This is a genomic window from Vreelandella neptunia (assembly GCF_034479615.1).
Classification (GTDB): Bacteria; Pseudomonadota; Gammaproteobacteria; order Pseudomonadales; family Halomonadaceae; genus Vreelandella; species Vreelandella neptunia.
Window position 1 is genome coordinate 3,906,775 of record NZ_CP140255.1, and the last position, 17,057, is coordinate 3,923,831.

General features: G+C 54.9%; 14 protein-coding genes. 9 read left to right on the forward strand and 5 right to left on the reverse strand.

The window, feature by feature from the left end; all coding sequences use genetic code 11:
- Positions 1-4 precede the first annotated feature (4 nt).
- The 3 genes from SR894_RS18135 to SR894_RS18145 all read left to right on the forward strand — a co-directional run bounded on the left by SR894_RS18135 (position 5) and on the right by SR894_RS18145 (position 3,755).
- Positions 5-1,384 carry an NAD(P)-dependent oxidoreductase gene (locus tag SR894_RS18135; protein WP_223289113.1) on the forward strand — a complete coding sequence of 460 codons (1,380 nt, stop codon included), beginning with the start codon at positions 5-7 and terminating at the stop codon, positions 1,382-1,384.
- Positions 1,381-2,724 (forward strand): NAD-dependent dihydropyrimidine dehydrogenase subunit PreA, encoded by a 1,344-nt coding sequence (gene preA, locus SR894_RS18140; RefSeq protein ID WP_223289114.1) that lies wholly within the window; start codon positions 1,381-1,383, stop codon positions 2,722-2,724. Before SR894_RS18135 ends, preA begins: the two co-directional genes overlap by 4 nt.
- Positions 2,725-2,891: 167 nt before the next feature.
- Positions 2,892-3,755 (forward strand): ABC transporter substrate-binding protein, encoded by an 864-nt coding sequence (locus tag SR894_RS18145; protein ID WP_133731381.1) that lies wholly within the window; start codon positions 2,892-2,894, stop codon positions 3,753-3,755.
- Between the two features lie 83 nt (positions 3,756-3,838).
- On the opposite strand, the gene SR894_RS18150 is transcribed toward SR894_RS18145, so the two are convergent.
- From SR894_RS18150 to SR894_RS18160, 3 genes are all read right to left on the reverse strand, one after another.
- Entirely contained in the window at positions 3,839-5,542 is a 1,704-nt protein-coding gene (locus tag SR894_RS18150) for a methyl-accepting chemotaxis protein (RefSeq protein ID WP_223289115.1), read from the reverse strand.
- A 467-nt stretch (positions 5,543-6,009) separates the two neighbouring features.
- A complete protein-coding gene (locus SR894_RS18155) occupies positions 6,010-9,057 on the reverse strand; it encodes an efflux RND transporter permease subunit (RefSeq protein ID WP_223289116.1) in 3,048 nt (1,015 codons plus the stop codon).
- Position 9,058: 1 nt separating this feature from the next.
- Complete coding sequence (locus SR894_RS18160; RefSeq protein ID WP_223289117.1) at positions 9,059-10,153, reverse strand: efflux RND transporter periplasmic adaptor subunit; 1,095 nt, start codon at positions 10,151-10,153, stop codon at positions 9,059-9,061.
- 324 nt (positions 10,154-10,477) lie between these two features.
- On the opposite strand from SR894_RS18160, the gene SR894_RS18165 reads away from it, so the two are divergent.
- The 4 genes from SR894_RS18165 (at position 10,478) to SR894_RS18180 (ending at position 14,255) form a co-directional block, all read left to right on the forward strand.
- Positions 10,478-11,101, forward strand: a complete 624-nt coding sequence (locus SR894_RS18165) for a TetR family transcriptional regulator (protein WP_133731385.1) — start codon at positions 10,478-10,480, stop codon at positions 11,099-11,101.
- Positions 11,102-11,167: 66 nt separating this feature from the next.
- The gene (codB, locus tag SR894_RS18170; RefSeq protein ID WP_223289118.1) at positions 11,168-12,433 is read left to right on the forward strand and encodes a cytosine permease; all 1,266 of its coding nucleotides are present in this window, start codon (positions 11,168-11,170) and stop codon (positions 12,431-12,433) included.
- 16 nt (positions 12,434-12,449) lie between these two features.
- Positions 12,450-13,703 (forward strand): cytosine deaminase, encoded by a 1,254-nt coding sequence (gene codA, locus SR894_RS18175; protein WP_223289119.1) that lies wholly within the window; start codon positions 12,450-12,452, stop codon positions 13,701-13,703.
- Between the two features lie 75 nt (positions 13,704-13,778).
- Positions 13,779-14,255, forward strand: a complete 477-nt coding sequence (locus SR894_RS18180; RefSeq protein WP_223289120.1) for a YbaK/EbsC family protein — start codon at positions 13,779-13,781, stop codon at positions 14,253-14,255.
- 21 nt (positions 14,256-14,276) lie between these two features.
- Here the strand turns inward: SR894_RS18180 and SR894_RS18185 are convergent, their stop codons facing one another.
- Positions 14,277-14,726, reverse strand: coding sequence for a GNAT family N-acetyltransferase (locus tag SR894_RS18185; protein WP_133731388.1), 450 nt, complete (start codon positions 14,724-14,726; stop codon positions 14,277-14,279).
- 280 nt (positions 14,727-15,006) lie between these two features.
- On the opposite strand from SR894_RS18185, the gene pcsA reads away from it, so the two are divergent.
- On the forward strand, positions 15,007-15,732 hold the full coding sequence (pcsA, locus tag SR894_RS18190) for a phosphatidylcholine synthase (protein WP_422822671.1): 726 nt from the start codon (positions 15,007-15,009) through the stop codon (positions 15,730-15,732).
- 14 nt (positions 15,733-15,746) lie between these two features.
- Positions 15,747-16,370, forward strand: a complete 624-nt coding sequence (locus SR894_RS18195) for a DNA-3-methyladenine glycosylase I (protein WP_223289121.1) — start codon at positions 15,747-15,749, stop codon at positions 16,368-16,370.
- A gap of 67 nt (positions 16,371-16,437) precedes the next feature.
- Here the strand turns inward: SR894_RS18195 and SR894_RS18200 are convergent, their stop codons facing one another.
- Entirely contained in the window at positions 16,438-16,989 is a 552-nt protein-coding gene (locus SR894_RS18200) for a fasciclin domain-containing protein (RefSeq protein ID WP_223289122.1), read from the reverse strand.
- Between the last annotated feature and the right edge of the window lie 68 nt (positions 16,990-17,057).

The window sequence follows — 17,057 nt, forward strand, 5'->3', positions numbered from 1 at the left end:
TACCGTGACTAGCCAACTGAACCATCTACCCAGCGCAAAAGAGGTCGGCACCTACGACCCGCATACGCTGGACAGCAATTTTAGCGATCTACACCCACCGTTAACTCCGCGCCAGGCGATGATCGAAAGCCAGCGCTGCCTTTACTGCTTTGATGCGCCCTGTGTGGAGGCTTGCCCGTCGGATATTGATATTCCTAGCTTTATTCGCCAAATCAGCGAGAACAATATCAACGGCGCGGCGGAAACCATTCTGGAAGCCAATATCCTAGGTGGCAGCTGCGCCCGGGTGTGCCCTACCGAAATTCTCTGTGAACGCAGCTGCGTGCGTAACCACGATGCCGAGTGTCAGCCAGTACTGATAGGCCTATTACAGCGCCACGCCACCGATAACATGCAGTTCGAGAGCCACCCGTTTAAACGCGCCGCCAGCACAGGCCGCCATATTGCCGTCGTCGGCGCTGGGCCCGCGGGGCTCTCCTGCGCTCACCGCCTGGCGATGCTGGGCCACCAGGTAACGATTTTCGAAGCTGAGCAAAAGCCCGGCGGGCTGAACGAATACGGCATCGCCCGCTACAAAATGACCGATGATTTTGCCCGCAAGGAAGTGGAATTCCTGCTTGAGATCGGCGGCATCGAGATCCAGTACGGCCAGCGTCTGGGCGAAAACCTGGAGCTTGCTACGCTTCGCAAGCAGTACGACAGCGTGTTTCTCGGTTTGGGCCTGGGCGCCAGCCGTGCTCTTGGTTTAACCGGGGAGCAAGCCCCCGGCCTGATGCCTGCGGTGGACTACATCAAGGTTCTCCGCCAAACCAATGACCTAAGCAGTTTGGCCGTGGCCAAGCGCTGTATCGTGATTGGTGCGGGCAATACTGCCATTGATATGGCAACGCAAATGGCTCGCTTAGGGGCAAGCGAAGTAACGCTGGTCTACCGCCGTGGTGTTGAAGCCATGTCCGCCACCGAACATGAGCAAGAGATCGCCAAAGCCAACGGCGTGCGAATGGTGACCTGGGCCCAGCCCGACGAAATTTTGCTCAACGATCAGGGCCGAGTAGCCGGCATGCGCTTTGCCAAAACCCATGATCAAGGGGGCCGCTTAGCCCCTAGCGGAGAAACCTTTGAAATCACCGCCGACGCTGTTTTCACCGCGATAGGCCAAGGGTTCGAAGGCGCGAGCCTAAGCGATGCCACCGCGGCTGAGCTTGATCGGGACGGAGAACGCATTCACGTTAACGAGATGTTCCAAACCTCACTGCCCAATGTGTACGCTGGCGGCGACTGTGTAAAACCCGGCCAAGATCTCACCGTACAAGCCGTGCAGCACGGCAAGCTGGCGGCCCACGCCATTCATCAAGCACTCGCCGCTAAGCAGGAGGCCGCATGAACACGACGCCTTTCAACACCCTCTCTTTTCCAGGCCAGAAAAACAGCGGCGACAGTATCGTTAACGGCGTTGACCTATCGGTGAACTTTGCCGGCATCAAAGCCCCTAACCCCTTCTGGTTAGCCTCCGCCCCGCCTACCGATAAAGCCTACAACGTGGTACGCGCCTATGAAGCTGGCTGGGGCGGCGTAGTATGGAAAACCCTTGGTGAAGAGCCACCTGCGGTGAATGTCTCCTCACGCTACTCGGCCCATTACGGCAAAAATCGTGAGGTCATCGGTTTTAACAATATCGAGCTGATTACCGACCGCTCGCTGGAAATCAACCTCAAAGAGATCACCCAGGTGAAGAAGGATTGGCCTGATCGCGCGCTGATCGTCTCCATCATGGTGCCCTGCAACGAGGAAGCCTGGGCTTATATTCTTCCCTTAGTAGAAGCCACCGGCGCGGACGGCATCGAGCTAAACCTGGGCTGCCCCCACGGCATGCCGGAACGCGGCATGGGCGCGGCGGTGGGTCAAAACCCCGACCTGATCGAAAAAGTCACCTACTGGTGCAAGAAGCATTATTCAAAACCAGTAATTGTAAAACTCACGCCCAATATCACCGATATTCGCGTGGGGGCTCAGGCAGCACTGAGGGGCGGCGCCGATGCGGTATCGCTGATCAATACCATCAATTCGATCACCAGCATCGACCTGGACAATATGGTTGCTAAGCCCACCGTGGGCCACCAGAGCACCCACGGCGGCTACTGCGGCAGCGCCGTGAAACCTATCGCGATGAACATGGTGGCAGAAATTGCCCGCGACCCGGCGACGCCCACGCTGCCAATCTCTGGTATTGGCGGTATTTCCACCTGGCGGGATGCGGCGGAATTTATCGCCCTAGGCGCGGGCAGCGTGCAGGTATGTACCGCGGCGATGCTCAACGGCTTTCGTATTGTGGAGGAGATGAAAGACGGGCTTTCCCGCTGGATGGCGGAAAAAGGCTACGACTCGATCGAGGCGTTCTCCCGAAAGGCGATACCGCAGACCACTGACTGGAAACACCTGGATATCAACTTCAAGACCATCGCCAAGATCGATCAGGATCTGTGCATCGAGTGCGGCCGCTGCTATATCGCCTGCGAGGACACCTCCCACCAGTCGATTGCCAAGCTCACCGAACAGGACGGCGCTCGCCGCTATGAAGTGATTGAAGAGGAGTGCGTAGGCTGTAACCTTTGCCAGATCACCTGCCCAGTGGAGAACTGCATCACCATGGTGCCCCAAGAGACCGGCCAACCCTTCCTGGCCTGGGATAACGACCCACGCAATCCTTTCCGGGTCGCTTCTTAAAGCCGTCTATTAATTTCCTCAAGACACTACCCTCCGCCCTCAGCTTATGAGGGCGGTCGCGTTTTCTGCAACATACTGTTCCCTCACCTAATAGCGACAAGAGACAGCATTCCTGAGAACATGAGAAAATATCGCATATAGAATATTTTCTCATAAAAGGAAGTTCAATGAAGTTCGCTATCACTACCACCGCTATGCTCTTAGCGGCTGCCAGCGCTACTGCGAGCGCCGACCAACGAATCGCCACCTTCGATTTAGGCAGCCTGGATACGCTGGATGCACTCGGTTTAAAAGAGCAGGTCGTGGGTGTACCGAAAGCCAGCCTGCCTGACTATCTTGAGCAGTATGCAGCCGATGACGTCACCAATATCGGCGGCCTACGCTCACCGGATATGGATGCCCTTGGCGAAAGCGAGCCTAGCCTCATTCTCTACACCGGACGCCAGGGTGAGTGGGAAGAGGAACTTAGCGAGATCGCTCCGCTGCTCAACACCAGCCTTCAGGGTGACGACTACCTGACTGCTTTTGACGCCAACATACGCGAACTGGCGAGTCGTTTAGCGGTGGAAGGCAAAGCTGAAGAGGCGCTGGGAATACTGCACGCCGAGATTGAGACCCAGCGCGAAGCGCTAAGCAACGCTCCTAGCACGCTGGTGGTAACCCACAACGGCGGTAACCTGATGTTGAATCAGCACCCGGTCGTTCACGACGTGCTGGGTGTAGCTACCGTTGAGATGCCTGCTAGCGTGACATCTGAAACCCGCGGTACCCGTACCTTTACCCCGCTTTCACCTGAGGCGATTAGCGAAATTGATCCAGAGGTCTTGCTGGTAGTTGATCGCAGCGCCGCGATTGGCGATGAGCCTGCCGATGCAGATGCCTTAGCGAAAACGCTCTTAGATGCGGGTGCTGAGAAAGCGCAGGTTGTTATGCTAACCCCCGCGCTGTGGTACCTCTCCGGTGGCGGCCTGCAGAGTCTGGCGCTACAGGTTGAAGAAGTCGCTGCCGCGCTAAACTCGTCAGGTAACTAAGCGCTCACGAAACCATTACCCCCTCTTAATGAGGGGGTAATGCAGCCTAAATAGCGAGAAACCTACATGACGCGAAAGTTAGCTTAAAAGGCTTCCCAATCATCTTCAGTGCTAGCCGTGGTTTTGCTGCTCGCTTGGCTGCGTGGCGCAGGCCGCATCAGCGCGGGCTGTTGTTGAGATAAATGTTGAGATGAGCGCTGTGGCGAGGCAAGTGGGGCGTGTTGTGTACGGCTCTCCCCATCAGCTAAACGAAAGGCTGAAACAACGCTTTCAAGCCGCGCCGCCTGCTCTTCCAACGAGCTGGCCGCTGACGAAGCCTGCTGAACCAGGGCCGCGTTCTGCTGAGTCACTTCATCCATCTGGGCAACCGCTTGATTGACCTGCTCAATGCCCGAACTCTGCTCCTGCGAGGCCGCGGAGATCTCATCCATAATATCGGTCACCCGGCGCACCGAGGAGACCACATCCCGCATCGTCGCACCGGCGCTTTCGACTAATGCTGAGCCCTCTTTCACCTGGCTGGACGACGCTTCGATCAATGCCTTGATCTCTTTGGCCGCATCGGCACTGCGGCTGGCTAAGTTACGTACTTCGCTGGCCACCACCGCAAAGCCCCGGCCTTGCTCGCCTGCGCGCGCCGCTTCCACCGAGGCATTGAGTGCCAAGATATTGGTCTGGAAGGCGATAGAGTCGATAACGGTAATAATATCCGCTACTTTCTGCGAGCTGCTAGAGATACCGTGCATGGTGGTAATGACTTGCTCAACGACTTCGCCACCGTTGCTTGCGGTGCTTGAAGCATCGTTCGCCAACTGGCTGGCCTGGCGGGCATTATCGGCATTCTGTTTAACAGTAGCGGTTAACTGCTCCATGCTAGCAGCGGTTTCCTGCAACGATGATGCCTGCTGCTCGGTACGCGAGGATAGATCCGCATTGCCACTGGCTATTTCGCGTGCACCGATATGAATCGAGCCGCTGCCATCGCGTACTTCGGAGACTGTTTTAGATAAATTGCTTTGCATATGCTGCATGGCGCTAAACAGTTTGCCAATTTCGTTACTGCCACGCTCACTGACTTGGCCTGAAAGATCGTTTTTGGCAATACGCTCAAAGTGAGCGACTGCCTCGTCTAGCGGCTTAACGATAGAGCCCACCATGGCGATACGCACAAATATAACCATCAATGCTGCAAATAACAGTACGGCGATATCGATATAGCCAATCAGCTGCATGTCACTTTCATAATCGGTGACCATAAGCTTGTTTTGATCCGCCATATAATCGTTGTAAGCCCTGCTCGCCTCGATGAACCGCTGATTCAAATCACTGGCCGATTCTCTTGCGTTGCGAAAAGCGTCCTCGTCCCCGGCAGCCAGCGCCGCTTCCTGGGGCATAAGCCCCTGTTCGGTCAAGCGGTCGAAGCTTGCTATCAAGGTGTCTACACGGGGCGCCGGCACCGCGATCGACTCAAATTGGTCAAAATGATCTCGTGCACTTTCCTGCATGTCCTGGGCCTCTGCCAAGTATTGACGGGCCGAACGAGCATCGCCTTCATAACTCGCGACAAAACTGTTTACATAAAAAAGCTGTGCGTTTGCTACCGATAACTGGCCTTGGTTAACCGCGCGCATTTGATCCGCCGCACGGTCGACTTCTCTAAGCGAAGAGCTACCCTCTTCGCCAGCTCGATAACCAAGAAAGGCGATAACGATAATTAATAACGAAAAGACAGCAAGAACGAGGGTTAACCCCATCTTGACGGACACATTGCTGAGTAGACGGTTCATGGTGCGGTACTGCTCCTGGCTAGGTATATTCGCTTTAGATGATCTTGATAACCTAGCAGCAGACTGACCGATGGCTTGGATTATAAGAACAATCTTTTATCTTGCGCGCAAAACTTTATCGGCCAAGATAAGTTTCACTTTAGCAAAAACCCAAACTTATTTAAACACCCAACTCTTTTTAATCAGTCAATAACCAGAGACCGTTAATCTATGAACAAAATATTAAACTTAATCTATGTTATCGAATAATATTCAATCATATGAGTTTGAACTATAACGGTACTTATTCCATGATTTACTAATATATTTTTGGCACTGCCGCTTCATCACGCCGGGGGCACTATCGCGCCTAGAGAAGAATGAAATAACGGCGTTAAGTCGTGAAGCAGGATCGTGAAGAGAAGAAAAAGCGCTGCCCCAGTGGCCGAAGCGACGAGGGCAGCGGAGGGCATAAGACCCTGGCAGGGTTATGAGTCGGCGTGAACCTTGATCCGGTACAGTACGCAATAAACCACCGGCAGCACTATCAGAGTTAACAGCGTGGCGACACCCAAGCCGCCGATCAGCGCGACCGCCATGCTGGCGAAGAAGGCATCGCTAATTAGGGGGATCATGCCTAACATGGTGGTTAACGCAGCCATGGCGACCGGACGCACGCGACTGACGGCTGCTCGCACTACCGCATGGTAGCGGTCTTGGTGCAGCGGCAGTTGCACGTTTATCTCTTCCACCAATACGATGGCATTTTTGATGACCATACCGATCAAGCTCAGCGTGCCCAGCAGCGCCATAAACGAGAAGGGCATCCCGGTAATCAACAACGCGCCCACTACGCCAATAATCGTTAGCGGTACCAGCGACCAAATAGCCAGCGGTTGGCGGAAATTATTGAACAGCACTACAGTGAGAATAAACATCATCACTATGCCCAGCGGCAGTGAGGCAAATAAACCACTCTGCGCTTCACCAGCGGTCTCAAACTCACCACCCCACTCCAACCGGTAACCTGCCGGTAGATCCAAGGCTTCCACCCTCGGGCGAATGTCGGCCAATACGCTGGCTGCTGTCACCCCGCTTAGCGGATCCGGCTCACCGTACACCGCCAGCATGCGTTCGCGATTGCGACGCATAATCAGCGGATCCGCCACCTGTGTGGTGATATCGCCGATGACTTGATCGGCGGTGATATAGCGGTTTTGCTCTCCGCTCCAGACGTTAAGCGAGCCTAGGTTATCCACATCGTGACGCTGTTCGGGAATTGCTCGCGCCACTATCGGAATCAGGTCGCTGCCGTCGCGGTAAATGCCCACTTGGCTGCCACTGGTACTCAGCGCCAGGGTGCTGGCCAGGTCTTCACGGGTCACACCCAGCCTACGTGCAGTATCTTCAAGAAAAACGGGCTCAATCGCCTGCACGCGGTTACGCCAACTGGTGCGCACGCTGGTCATGTTCGGGGTATCGCGGAACATGGCCTCAACTTGATCGCCCAACTGGCGAAGTACCGCCGGGTCGCTGCCGTAGAAGCGTGCCTCTAGCTTGGCTTTAGGCGCAGGGCCGACCTCCAACGGGGCGATTTTATAGTCGATATCGCTATGGTCGCGCTCCAACACTTGCTCTACGTCAGCCATGCGGTCGTGTTGCGTCGCTTTATCGTCGGTTTCGACAATCAACTGCGCATAGCTTGCGTAGCGGTCTTCCGGTGAATAGGTGAGGGTAAAGCGCTGCGCCCCGCCGCCCACTGTGGTTGTCAGGTGGCGAACGCCGTCCATCTCCATCACGCTCTTTTCAAGCTCGCTTACGCGGCGTTGAGTTTCGAGGATATCAGTGCCTTCCGGCGTGCGATAATCGACAAAAAAGATCGGCGTATTAGAGGCCGGAAAGAAGGCATTTTTAACCGAACCAAAGCCGACCACCGCGCCTGCTAATATCACCGCCATCAGCGCCAAGGTTAACCAGCGCCAGCGAATACCGGTGATAATGACACGGCCTACAAAACGATAAACCACGCCTTTGTAGGGGTCTTCCTGTCCATCGCCGGGGGCCACATTGCGGAAAAACAGCTTGAAGTAGAAGGGCGTTAACGTCAGCGCCGTGATCCAGCTCAGCAGCAGTGAGTACAGCAGCACGAAGAATAGCGAGCCGATAAACTCACCGGTGGTGTCTGGCGATAAGCCGATGGGCGCAAAGGCGGCAATCGCGATCAGCGTGGCCGCCAGCAACGGCCAGGCGTTTTGGCGAATCACTTGGTGCGCAGAATCGCGAATCGTGCTGCCGCGCTTTAACCCCACCAGCATGCCTTCAGTAACCACAATGGCGTTATCTACCAGCATTCCCAGGGCAATAATCAGCGCTCCCAGCGAGATTTTCTCCAACTGCAAACCGTGGAAGCGCATCAGCATAAAGGTGCCGATAATGGTGATCAGCAGAATAAAGCCCATTAGCAGACCGCTGCGCCAGCCCATAAACAGCATCAGCACCACGATGACAATGGCCACCGCCTGGATCAAGCTGACCAGGAAGCCGGATACAGCGTCGTCAACCACCTGGGGCTGGTTGTAAACGACGTTCAGCTCCATACCCAGTGGCGTGCGTGTTTGCAGTGCATCCAGACGCTGCTGTAGCCGTTCTCCTACCTCGACAACGTTCACCCCACTTTCAAAGGAGACGCCCAACGAGATCGCCGGCCTGCCCATATCGCGGTAAAGCTGCTGGGGCTGTTCCGCAAGCTCGCGGCTCACATCAGCAATATCGCTCAGCCGCACCAGCTCGCCATCGCCCTCACTGACAATCAGGGCGCGCAGAGCTTCAATATCTGCCGCGCTGCCCGTGGGGGTGATACGAAAACGGCGGCCATCCTGTTTAAGATGCCCTGAGTCTGCCACTGCATTTTGGGTCTCAAGCAGTTGCTGTAATCGTGTTAACGGAATATTCAGTGCGCGCAGGCGTTCGCGATCAACTTCGATATAGATGCGCTCTTCGTGCTCACCGCTTAGCGACACCTTCGCGACGCCCTTCACCAAAGCGAGCTCGCGCTTGAGAAAATCAGCATGGTCAGCCAGATCCGGCATGCTATAGCCGTCGCCCGTCAGGTTGACCATAAAACCAAATACATCGCCAAAGTCATCATTTACGCGGGATTGACTCGCTCCCGGCGGAAGCGCGGCTTGGGCATCCTGTACTTTACGGCGCAGCGAATCCCATAATTGCTCCAACTCCTCGTTCTGCACCGTACTTTCGAGCTCAACGGTGATCTGCGATAGGCCATCGGAGCTCACCGAGCTAACCCGTTTGATCGATGACATCGCCTGGATAGACTCTTCCAGGGTCGAAGTGACTTCCTGCTCTACCTCTTCAGGCGTCGCGCCTGGGTACTGCGTGGTAATCAGCGCATTGCGGATGGTAAATTCGGGAAACTCCAGTTGACCCATGCCTAAAAAAGACAGCGCGCCGCCCGCCAGCAGCACCACGGTCATTAAATAGCTGGCCGCTCGATGGCGTAGAAAGTAGTCGACCATTTTAAAGCCCCTGCTCTTTTTCCCACGGGGTCACCTTGGTGTCCACGGTTAAACGGTGGGCTCCGGCCGCCACAACGCGATCCCCCGCGGCCAAGTCTCCGCTGACTTCCAGGCCGTTTGAGGTCAGCCGACCAACCTCAACCGGAACCGCTTCAACGTTTTCTGGCTCAACGAATCGCCATACCTGGGCCTGGTCGGGATCATCACCGGCATAGCTCACCGCGTCAGCGGGCAGCAGCCACAGCGGGACGCTATTCTCGGTTTGCAGCGAGCTCAAATCGAGCCGCACATTGGCACTCATGCCGTCTAAAAGGGTGATATCGTCCGGCTGGGGCAGCGTTAGGGTGACTTCATACGCCAAACTCTGCGCGCTGGCCTGGGTGGTGTAAGAGGCTAGCTGGGCGAGATAGGGTTTATCGCTATTGCCAAAGCGCACTTCAAACGCCAACGCGTCTCCGAAGGGCGTTCCATTACTTCGCGGTATGCGCTGCACTATCTGCTCTGGCAGATGAAACACCACATCTAACCGCCCTGGCTGCTGTATCACCGCGACCGTTTCCTGAACCTGGACTATCTGGCGGTTATCCACCGGGACTTGGGCAATCACACCATCGTAAGGGGCGCGTAGCTTGGTATGCTCGACCTGCTCTTGGGCCTGTTCGAAGGTGGCCCGGGCGGCCCGCCACTCACTTTCCGACTCATCAAATTGGGATTGGCTGACCGCCCCACGCTGCAGGGTATAGCGCATGCGTTCTAGCGTTGCCTCGGCTAGCTCCAAGCGCGAACGGGCGCTGTCCAGCTCGCTTTGCACATTACGATCATCAATCCGCGCAATCACCTCGCCTTCGCTCACCCGTTGGCCGGGGCTCACATTGAGCTCCAATAACTCCCCGGCCATACGAAATGACAAATTGCTGCGGGTGGAGGCTTCCACCCGCGCCGGAAACTGCCGCAAGGCCGCGGCATTTGCTGACTGTAATGTCATCAACTTTACTGGCCGTGTGGCGTCAGTCGACTGCGCCTGAGGTTGCTCGCAGCCCGTTAGCACGAGTAGGGCCAGTATGACGGGCAGCGAACGGAGAAGAGTAACGGGCACGATTGGCTCCTTGATGGCGGACAGTGCGAATTTTCAACCCTGCATTCAGAACATACATTGAGTAATATAGTCACTTCACTGACATTCATGAATGTCAGTGAAGTGTATAATAATCACCAACCGGCGACTTTGCTATTCATCACTGCCAAAATACCGCTAAGGAGCCTCTGATTAACGTAATGAGCGAAGGCCAGACAAGGCAAAAATCAACGAAAAAGCGGAGTTTACGGGTTGTAAATGAGCATTTTGAGGCGATTTTTAACGCCGTATGGTCGAGCGCAATAGTTAATCAGAGGTTTCTTAATTTTATTAATAGGAGCCGCTATGTCCCGTCGTAAGGCCGACGCCGAACGTACCCGAGAAACCATTCTGGACGCGGCAGAGACCACCTTTTTAGCCCAAGGCGTTTCGCGTACCACCTTGGCGCACATCGCCCAGGCAGCAGGTGTGACACGTGGGGCCATTTATTGGCACTTTGAAGACAAAGCCGCATTGTTCGATGCACTCTTGGAACGTGTGCGTGTCCCTCTGGATGAAATTGTCGATGAGGTGGTGGCGCGTCTAGGTTCAGCACCGGCAGACTGTTTACGCGAGATTGCTCTACGCTCGCTGGCAGCCATTTCTCACGACCTGCCTCTGCAGAGGGCAGCCACCATCGTGCTGCACCGCTGCGAGAAACTGGAAGAGGAACACCCGCGGATTTGTATGATCACTCGACTCTCTGAGCATGCCGAGGCACGAGTAGAGCAATTGTTCGAACAGGCCCAGGTAGCGGGCACTTTACGCGCTGACCTAACCCCAGCCAGCGCCCGACGCCAATTTCATGGCTTTTTGATTGGCGTCTGTTTCGACTGGCTGCAGGATACCCAGCAGCATTCTCTGGCGGATGAGAGCAGCGGCATCGTGGAAACGTTAATGCGTGGTTTATTGGTGGAAAATAAGCCGTGAAACATTGAGTATGACTTGGCACGCGGGTTGCTTATATCAACAGGATAATATTACCTGGAGCTTACCATGCACCATTCTGACTACCCCCTCAGTGAAGTCCCTACCAGCGCCCGCAAGGGCCTGCTTTCTACCTCGGCAGTGCTGCTTGGATTTACGTTTTTCACCGCCACCATGTGGGCGGGCGGCACGTTAGGCCAAGCCTTTCCGATTGGCCAACTGCTATGGATCATAGTGATTGGCAACCTCCTGCTGGGAATGTATGCGGCAGCCCTCGCCTATATTGCTTGTAAAAGCGGGCTCAATTCGGTGCTGATGGGACGCTTCTGCTTCGGCGAAAAAGGCAGCAAGCTCTCTGACTTTATTCTCGGTTTTACCCAGATCGGCTGGTACGCCTGGGGCACCGCCACGATTGCTCTGGTGTTAGTACGCACCACAGGGATGCCTGAGTGGCTGGAAATCCCCTTAATGGTGCTCTTTGGGTTTGGCTTCTGCGTCACCGCCATGATCGGCTACAAGGGCATGGACTGGCTCTCGCGCTTTGCCGTCCCCGCGATGATGCTGTTTATCTTAATCAGCCTGTTTACCGGGTTGGTCGATGTGCGCGGTTTTGCGGGACTGAGCCAGCAAACGCCCACAGAAAGCATGAGCGTAGCAGCGGCGGTTACCGTCATCATTGGCACCTTTATTAGCGGGGGCACCCAAGCGACCAACTGGAGCCGCTTCGCCAAGACACCAAAAATTGCCGTCATCTCCACCATGGCGGCTTTTTTTGTAGGTAACGGCTTAATGGTACTGACCGGCGCGCTGGGCACCATGATTTACCAGCAGGCTGATATCGTGGATGTATTGATCGCCCAGGGGTTTGTCACCATCGCCGTACTGATGCTGTTTCTGAATATCTGGACGACCCAGGACAATACCATCTACAACTTCGCCGTGGCGGGCTGCAATTTACTGCGCACCGAAAAGCGCCGCTTGGTCACCGTTGGCGGTGCAGCGATTGGCACCGTGCTGGCGGTGGGGGGCATGTATAACCTGCTCATTCCCTTCCTAGTGCTACTCGGCACCTTTATACCGCCCATGGGCGGGGTGATCATGGCGGACTTCTGGCTCAAGCATAAAGGCCGCTACCCGTCGCTTTCGTCCGCGGCACTGCCCGATTTCAACCGCCGGGGTTTAGCTGCCTATGCCATCGGTGCAGGCGCGGCTTACTTTTCCCCATTACTTCCCCCACTGGTGGGCGTGGCAGTGGCGGCAGGAAGCTACGCCGTGCTGCTTCGTTTAAACCACGCTACGCTGAGCGATACACTTCCCTCTACTGCTAAACAATAAGTGAGCCCTTTTTCATATGCCCATGCAGATCATTAACGCCCGCCTTCGCCAGCGCCCAGAGCTTTACCGAATTGAGATTGAGAACGGCACGTTCACTGCGATTACCGTGCAAGACGCCCCGCAAACAGTGAGCGAAGGACAAATTGATGCGAGCGCCAAGCTGGTTTGCGCGCCGTTTATTGAGCCCCATATTCATTTGGACGCCGCGCTTACGGCGGGCGAGCCTAGCTGGAACCAGAGCGGCACGCTGTTTGAAGGCATTGAGCGCTGGGGCGAACGTAAGCCTATGCTCACCGAAGCGGATATACGTGAGCGAGCGCTGAAAACGCTTAATTTATTGATCGGCAATGGCGTGCAGTTTGTGCGCACCCACGCCGATACCAGCGACCCGAGCCTGATTGGGCTTAAAACGCTGTGCGCTTTGCGCGACGAGTTAAAAGATAAAATTGATATTCAGGTAGTCGCCTTCCCACAAGACGGCCTGCTCTCTTATCCCGGCGGTGACAGGCTGATGGAAGAGGCGCTGGAGATCGGCGCCGATGTGGTGGGCGGCATTCCCCACTTCGAATACACCCGCGAGCTGGGTGTCGCTTCCATGAAGCGAGTGATCGAACTGGCAATCAAGTACGACCGTTTGGTAGATGTGCACTGTGACGAGATTGACGATCCCAACTCGCGCTTTCTCGAAGTACTGGCCTGCGAAGCGCTGTTTAACGACTTAGGCAGCCGCGTGACCGCCAGTCACACCACGGCGATGCACTCCTACGACAACGCTTACTGCTCCAAACTGTTTCTGCTGCTAAAACGCTCGGGTATTAACTTTGTCTCCTGCCCCACCGAAAGCATTCACCTGCAGGGGCGCTTTGACACCTACCCGAAACGGCGCGGCGTGACGCGGGTAAAAGAGCTCAACGCAGCGGGCATCAATGTTTGCTTTGCCGAGGACTCCATCTTCGATCCCTGGTACTCCTTGGGTAACGGGAAGCTGCTGCGAACGCTGGATTTTGGCCTGCATATTTGCCAAATGATGGGCTATCAGGACTTCAGCCAGGCGTTGTCCTTAATAACCGATAACAGCGCCCGCACCATGAATATTGAAGCGCGTTACGGCATTGAGGTAGGCAAGCCTGCCAGCTTCAATCTGCTGGAGGGTGAGGATGACTACAGCGTGCTACGAACCCAAGGTGAGGTGCTGCTTTCCGTACGCCACGGCGAGATCATTATGCAGCGTGAGCCAGCCAAAATTACGACGCCCCCCTGGCTTGGCTAATGTAGCAAAGGCACGTTAGATTAGTTATTTGACCGAGAACGTTAATGCCGAATGTTCATGACCGGGGTATCCACAATGGGAATAGAAACCGTTCGCCAGTTTTTTGCCGAGCACGCGCCGGATATAAAAATCGAAGAACTTGATACCAGCACCGCTACGGTGCAGTTGGCCGCTGACGCCCACGGCGTAGTGCCAGGGCAAATTGCCAAAACCCTGGCATTCAAAGTCGGTGAAAAACCGCTACTCATTGTCGCCAGTGGCGATGCGCGTATCGACAACCGCAAAATTCGCGATACCTTCGGCGGCAAGGCCAAAATGCTCGACGCTGAGACGGTCATGGAGCTCACCAGCCACCCAGTCGGCGGCGTTTGTCCCTTTGGCCTCGCCACCGACCTGCCGGTTTACTGCGATGAATCGCTCCACGCCTATGACGAAGTGCTACCCGCCGCAGGCTCGCCTACCAGCGCCGTGCGCCTAAGCCCAAAGCGTTTGGCCGAGCTGGTCAATGCCTCGTGGGTGGATGTGTGTAAGTTGCCGGAGAACGCCACTTAAGCACGCACCTATAACGCCGTGTTATTTAATATCGAGTAAATAACCGTAAAACGCCGTATTACGCTGCCATCCCAATGATTCATAAAGGTGTTGGGCGCGTTCGTTCTCTACCTGCGTCATTAATATTAAGCGTGAGACGCCGTGATCATGGGCAAGCTGGGTGGCAGCTTCCATTAATGCTCTCCCGGTGCCTTTATCACGGCACTCCGGCAGCACAAACAGATCATTCAGCGTCCAGCGGGCATTTAAGCCCACCGTGGAAACCCCAGGATAAAGTTGCACAAAACCGGTGAGCCCACCTTCAGCATCCTCACTCACCAGGATGCGTGAATCCGCCCGACCAAAGCGCTGGCGCAGAAAAGCACGCGCCGCATCGACATCACTCGGCTGCTGATAAAACTGGCGATAGCCATCCAACAGCCTTGTTAAAGCGTCAAGATCGTTAAGAGTAGCTGAGCGAATCGTGTTCATGGTGGGGCCTCCTGACATGCTTACCATTGAATTAACCGTCTAGGTCTAAACATTGAGTAAACAATGTTTAGACAATGGAATACAGTATAAACAACGCAATCAGAGACGTTACCATGCTCGATTTTATCGCCCCTCACGGATACCCCCGCTGCCAATGGTGTGGCAGTGTGGCAGCAATTTAAGCGGCCGATATAAAAAAACAGTGATAGGGTATGGTTTTTTAACACGCCTACCAATAAATCGCACAGTAAGGGGACACCACGTTCCCAATGGGGTTAATGTGGCTCAACCGCTCTCTTCGCATACAGAATCCCGCGCCTCGATATGGAAGGCATGGAGCGTGCATATATTTACCGCTAGCGGTGTGCTGCTGGGTACGATGGCACTGCTCGCACTGGTCGACGATAACCCGGTCGCCTGTCTCCTGTGGCTAGGCGCTGCGATGATGATTGATGGTATCGATGGCACCCTGGCACGCAAGTATGAAGTAAAGGCCATACTGCCCCATTTCGATGGTTCAACCCTCGATATGGTCATCGATTACCTCACCTGGGCTTTTATTCCCGCCCTGTTTATATATTACTTCATTGAATTGCCACCCCATTTAGGGTTGCTATCGGTTTTCATAATCCTGCTGTCCTCGATGTTCTGTTTCTGCAACGTCGATATGAAAAGCCAGGATAACTACTTCGTTGGCTTTCCTGCCGCCTGGAACATCGCCGCCGCCTATTTCTATGTTCTCGACCTTCCTCCGTTCATCACGTTTGCCAATATCGTACTGCTGGCTGTCCTCACCGTGACACGAATGAAGTTTCTGCACCCCTTTCGTGTGCGCCAGTTTATGCCGCTCAATATCGCCGTGACGCTGGTGTGGTGTGTATGCGCTACGTCACTGGTGCTCTCCAGCCCCGTTCATGCCAGCTGGGCACTATGGGGATGGGGAGTAACATCGGCTTATTTCATCGGTATGTGCCTGTGGCGCACCGCCCAAGAGTGGTTTGATTAACGGATGGGGATCTGATGACCAACGACTTTATCGCCCCCGACGGGCACCCCCGCTGTCAGTGGTGTGGCGGCGCGCCAGAGTTTCTGCCCTATCACGACAACGAGTGGGGCTTTCCCGTAGACAACGATCAGCAGCTGTTCGAGAAGCTGTGTCTAGAGAGCTTTCAGTCGGGCTTAAGCTGGCGCACGATTCTTAATAAACGCGAAAATTTTCGCGCTGCCTTTCACCACTTCGATTTCCACCAAGTCGCCCGCTTTGGCGAAGACAATGTGCAGCGTTTACTTCAAGACGCGGGAATTATTCGCCATCGTGGAAAAATCGAAGCAGCCATTAATAACGCCCAACGTGCCAAGGAAATGGTCGAGCAGGAAGGCTCGCTGGCCGCTTTCTTCTGGCGCTATGAGCCTATCGCGTTAGCGGTGCCTCAAACACAGACCACCTCGCCTGAATCTATCGCCCTTGCCAAGGAGTTAAAAAAGCGCGGCTGGAAATTTTTCGGCCCCACTACCGCTTTTGCCTTTATGCAGGCCATGGGGTTGCTTAATGATCATGCGGAAGAATGTGTCATTCGCGAACCAGCAACTCGCGCCCGAGAACTTTTTTTACGGCCATCTGATCGACAAAAACCCACCGCCTAGCAAGCCAGACGGTGGGTAAACGTAATCTAAAACGAATAACTGTCATTATCCGTTGTGTGCTGAAGCTTTAGGGCATCAACACGCTATCGATTACGTGGATAACGCCATTCGACTGCGCGACATCCACGACGGTAATGTTGGCACTATTGCCCTGGGCATCCATGACCATCAGGTTATTACCATTGCGCGCTGCGGTAAGGTACTCGCCTTGTACGGTTTTGAAGGCCACGGTGCCATCGTTTTCCATGATTTCTTCCCACAATGCGTCCCGGTTCATGTTGCCAGGCACAACGTGATAAGTCAGAACGGTCTGTAACTGCGCTTTATTCTCAGGTTTCAGCAAGGTATCAACCGTACCTTCTGGCAATGCCGCAAAAGCTTCATCGGTCGGAGCAAATACAGTAAAGGGGCCTTCCCCTTGCAGCACATCAACCAGTTCAGCCGCTTGAACGGCGGCCACTAGCGTTTTATGGTCACCCGAATTAACCGCATTTTCGATGATATTGCGCTCAGGAAGCATGCTAGCGCCGCCTACCGTAGTAGGTCCATGATCGGCAACGGCAGCACCGGTATAGAGGGCAGCAGCAAACAGGCTAGTAGTAAGAAGTTTGAGTTTCATTGGGGCATCTCCTGGTTGTAATTAAAAGAGCTCAACCATGCAAGCTCACTAACACTTACGCGCCTGAT

Bases quoted from the DNA above. Each gene is read 5' to 3' on its own strand.
- SR894_RS18185 (WP_133731388.1), bottom strand. From the start codon at position 14,726: ATGAACACGATTCGCTCAGCTACTCTTAACGATCTTGACGCTTTAACA.
- SR894_RS18150 (WP_223289115.1), bottom strand. From the start codon at position 5,542: ATGAACCGTCTACTCAGCAATGTGTCCGTCAAGATGGGGTTAACCCTC.
- SR894_RS18145 (WP_133731381.1), top strand. From the start codon at position 2,892: ATGAAGTTCGCTATCACTACCACCGCTATGCTCTTAGCGGCTGCCAGC.
- SR894_RS18155 (WP_223289116.1), bottom strand. From the start codon at position 9,057: ATGGTCGACTACTTTCTACGCCATCGAGCGGCCAGCTATTTAATGACC.
- SR894_RS18165 (WP_133731385.1), top strand. From the start codon at position 10,478: ATGTCCCGTCGTAAGGCCGACGCCGAACGTACCCGAGAAACCATTCTG.
- SR894_RS18200 (WP_223289122.1), bottom strand. From the start codon at position 16,989: ATGAAACTCAAACTTCTTACTACTAGCCTGTTTGCTGCTGCCCTCTAT.
- codA (WP_223289119.1), top strand. From the start codon at position 12,450: ATGCCCATGCAGATCATTAACGCCCGCCTTCGCCAGCGCCCAGAGCTT.
- preA (WP_223289114.1), top strand. From the start codon at position 1,381: ATGAACACGACGCCTTTCAACACCCTCTCTTTTCCAGGCCAGAAAAAC.
- SR894_RS18195 (WP_223289121.1), top strand. From the start codon at position 15,747: ATGACCAACGACTTTATCGCCCCCGACGGGCACCCCCGCTGTCAGTGG.
- SR894_RS18180 (WP_223289120.1), top strand. From the start codon at position 13,779: ATGGGAATAGAAACCGTTCGCCAGTTTTTTGCCGAGCACGCGCCGGAT.
- codB (WP_223289118.1), top strand. From the start codon at position 11,168: ATGCACCATTCTGACTACCCCCTCAGTGAAGTCCCTACCAGCGCCCGC.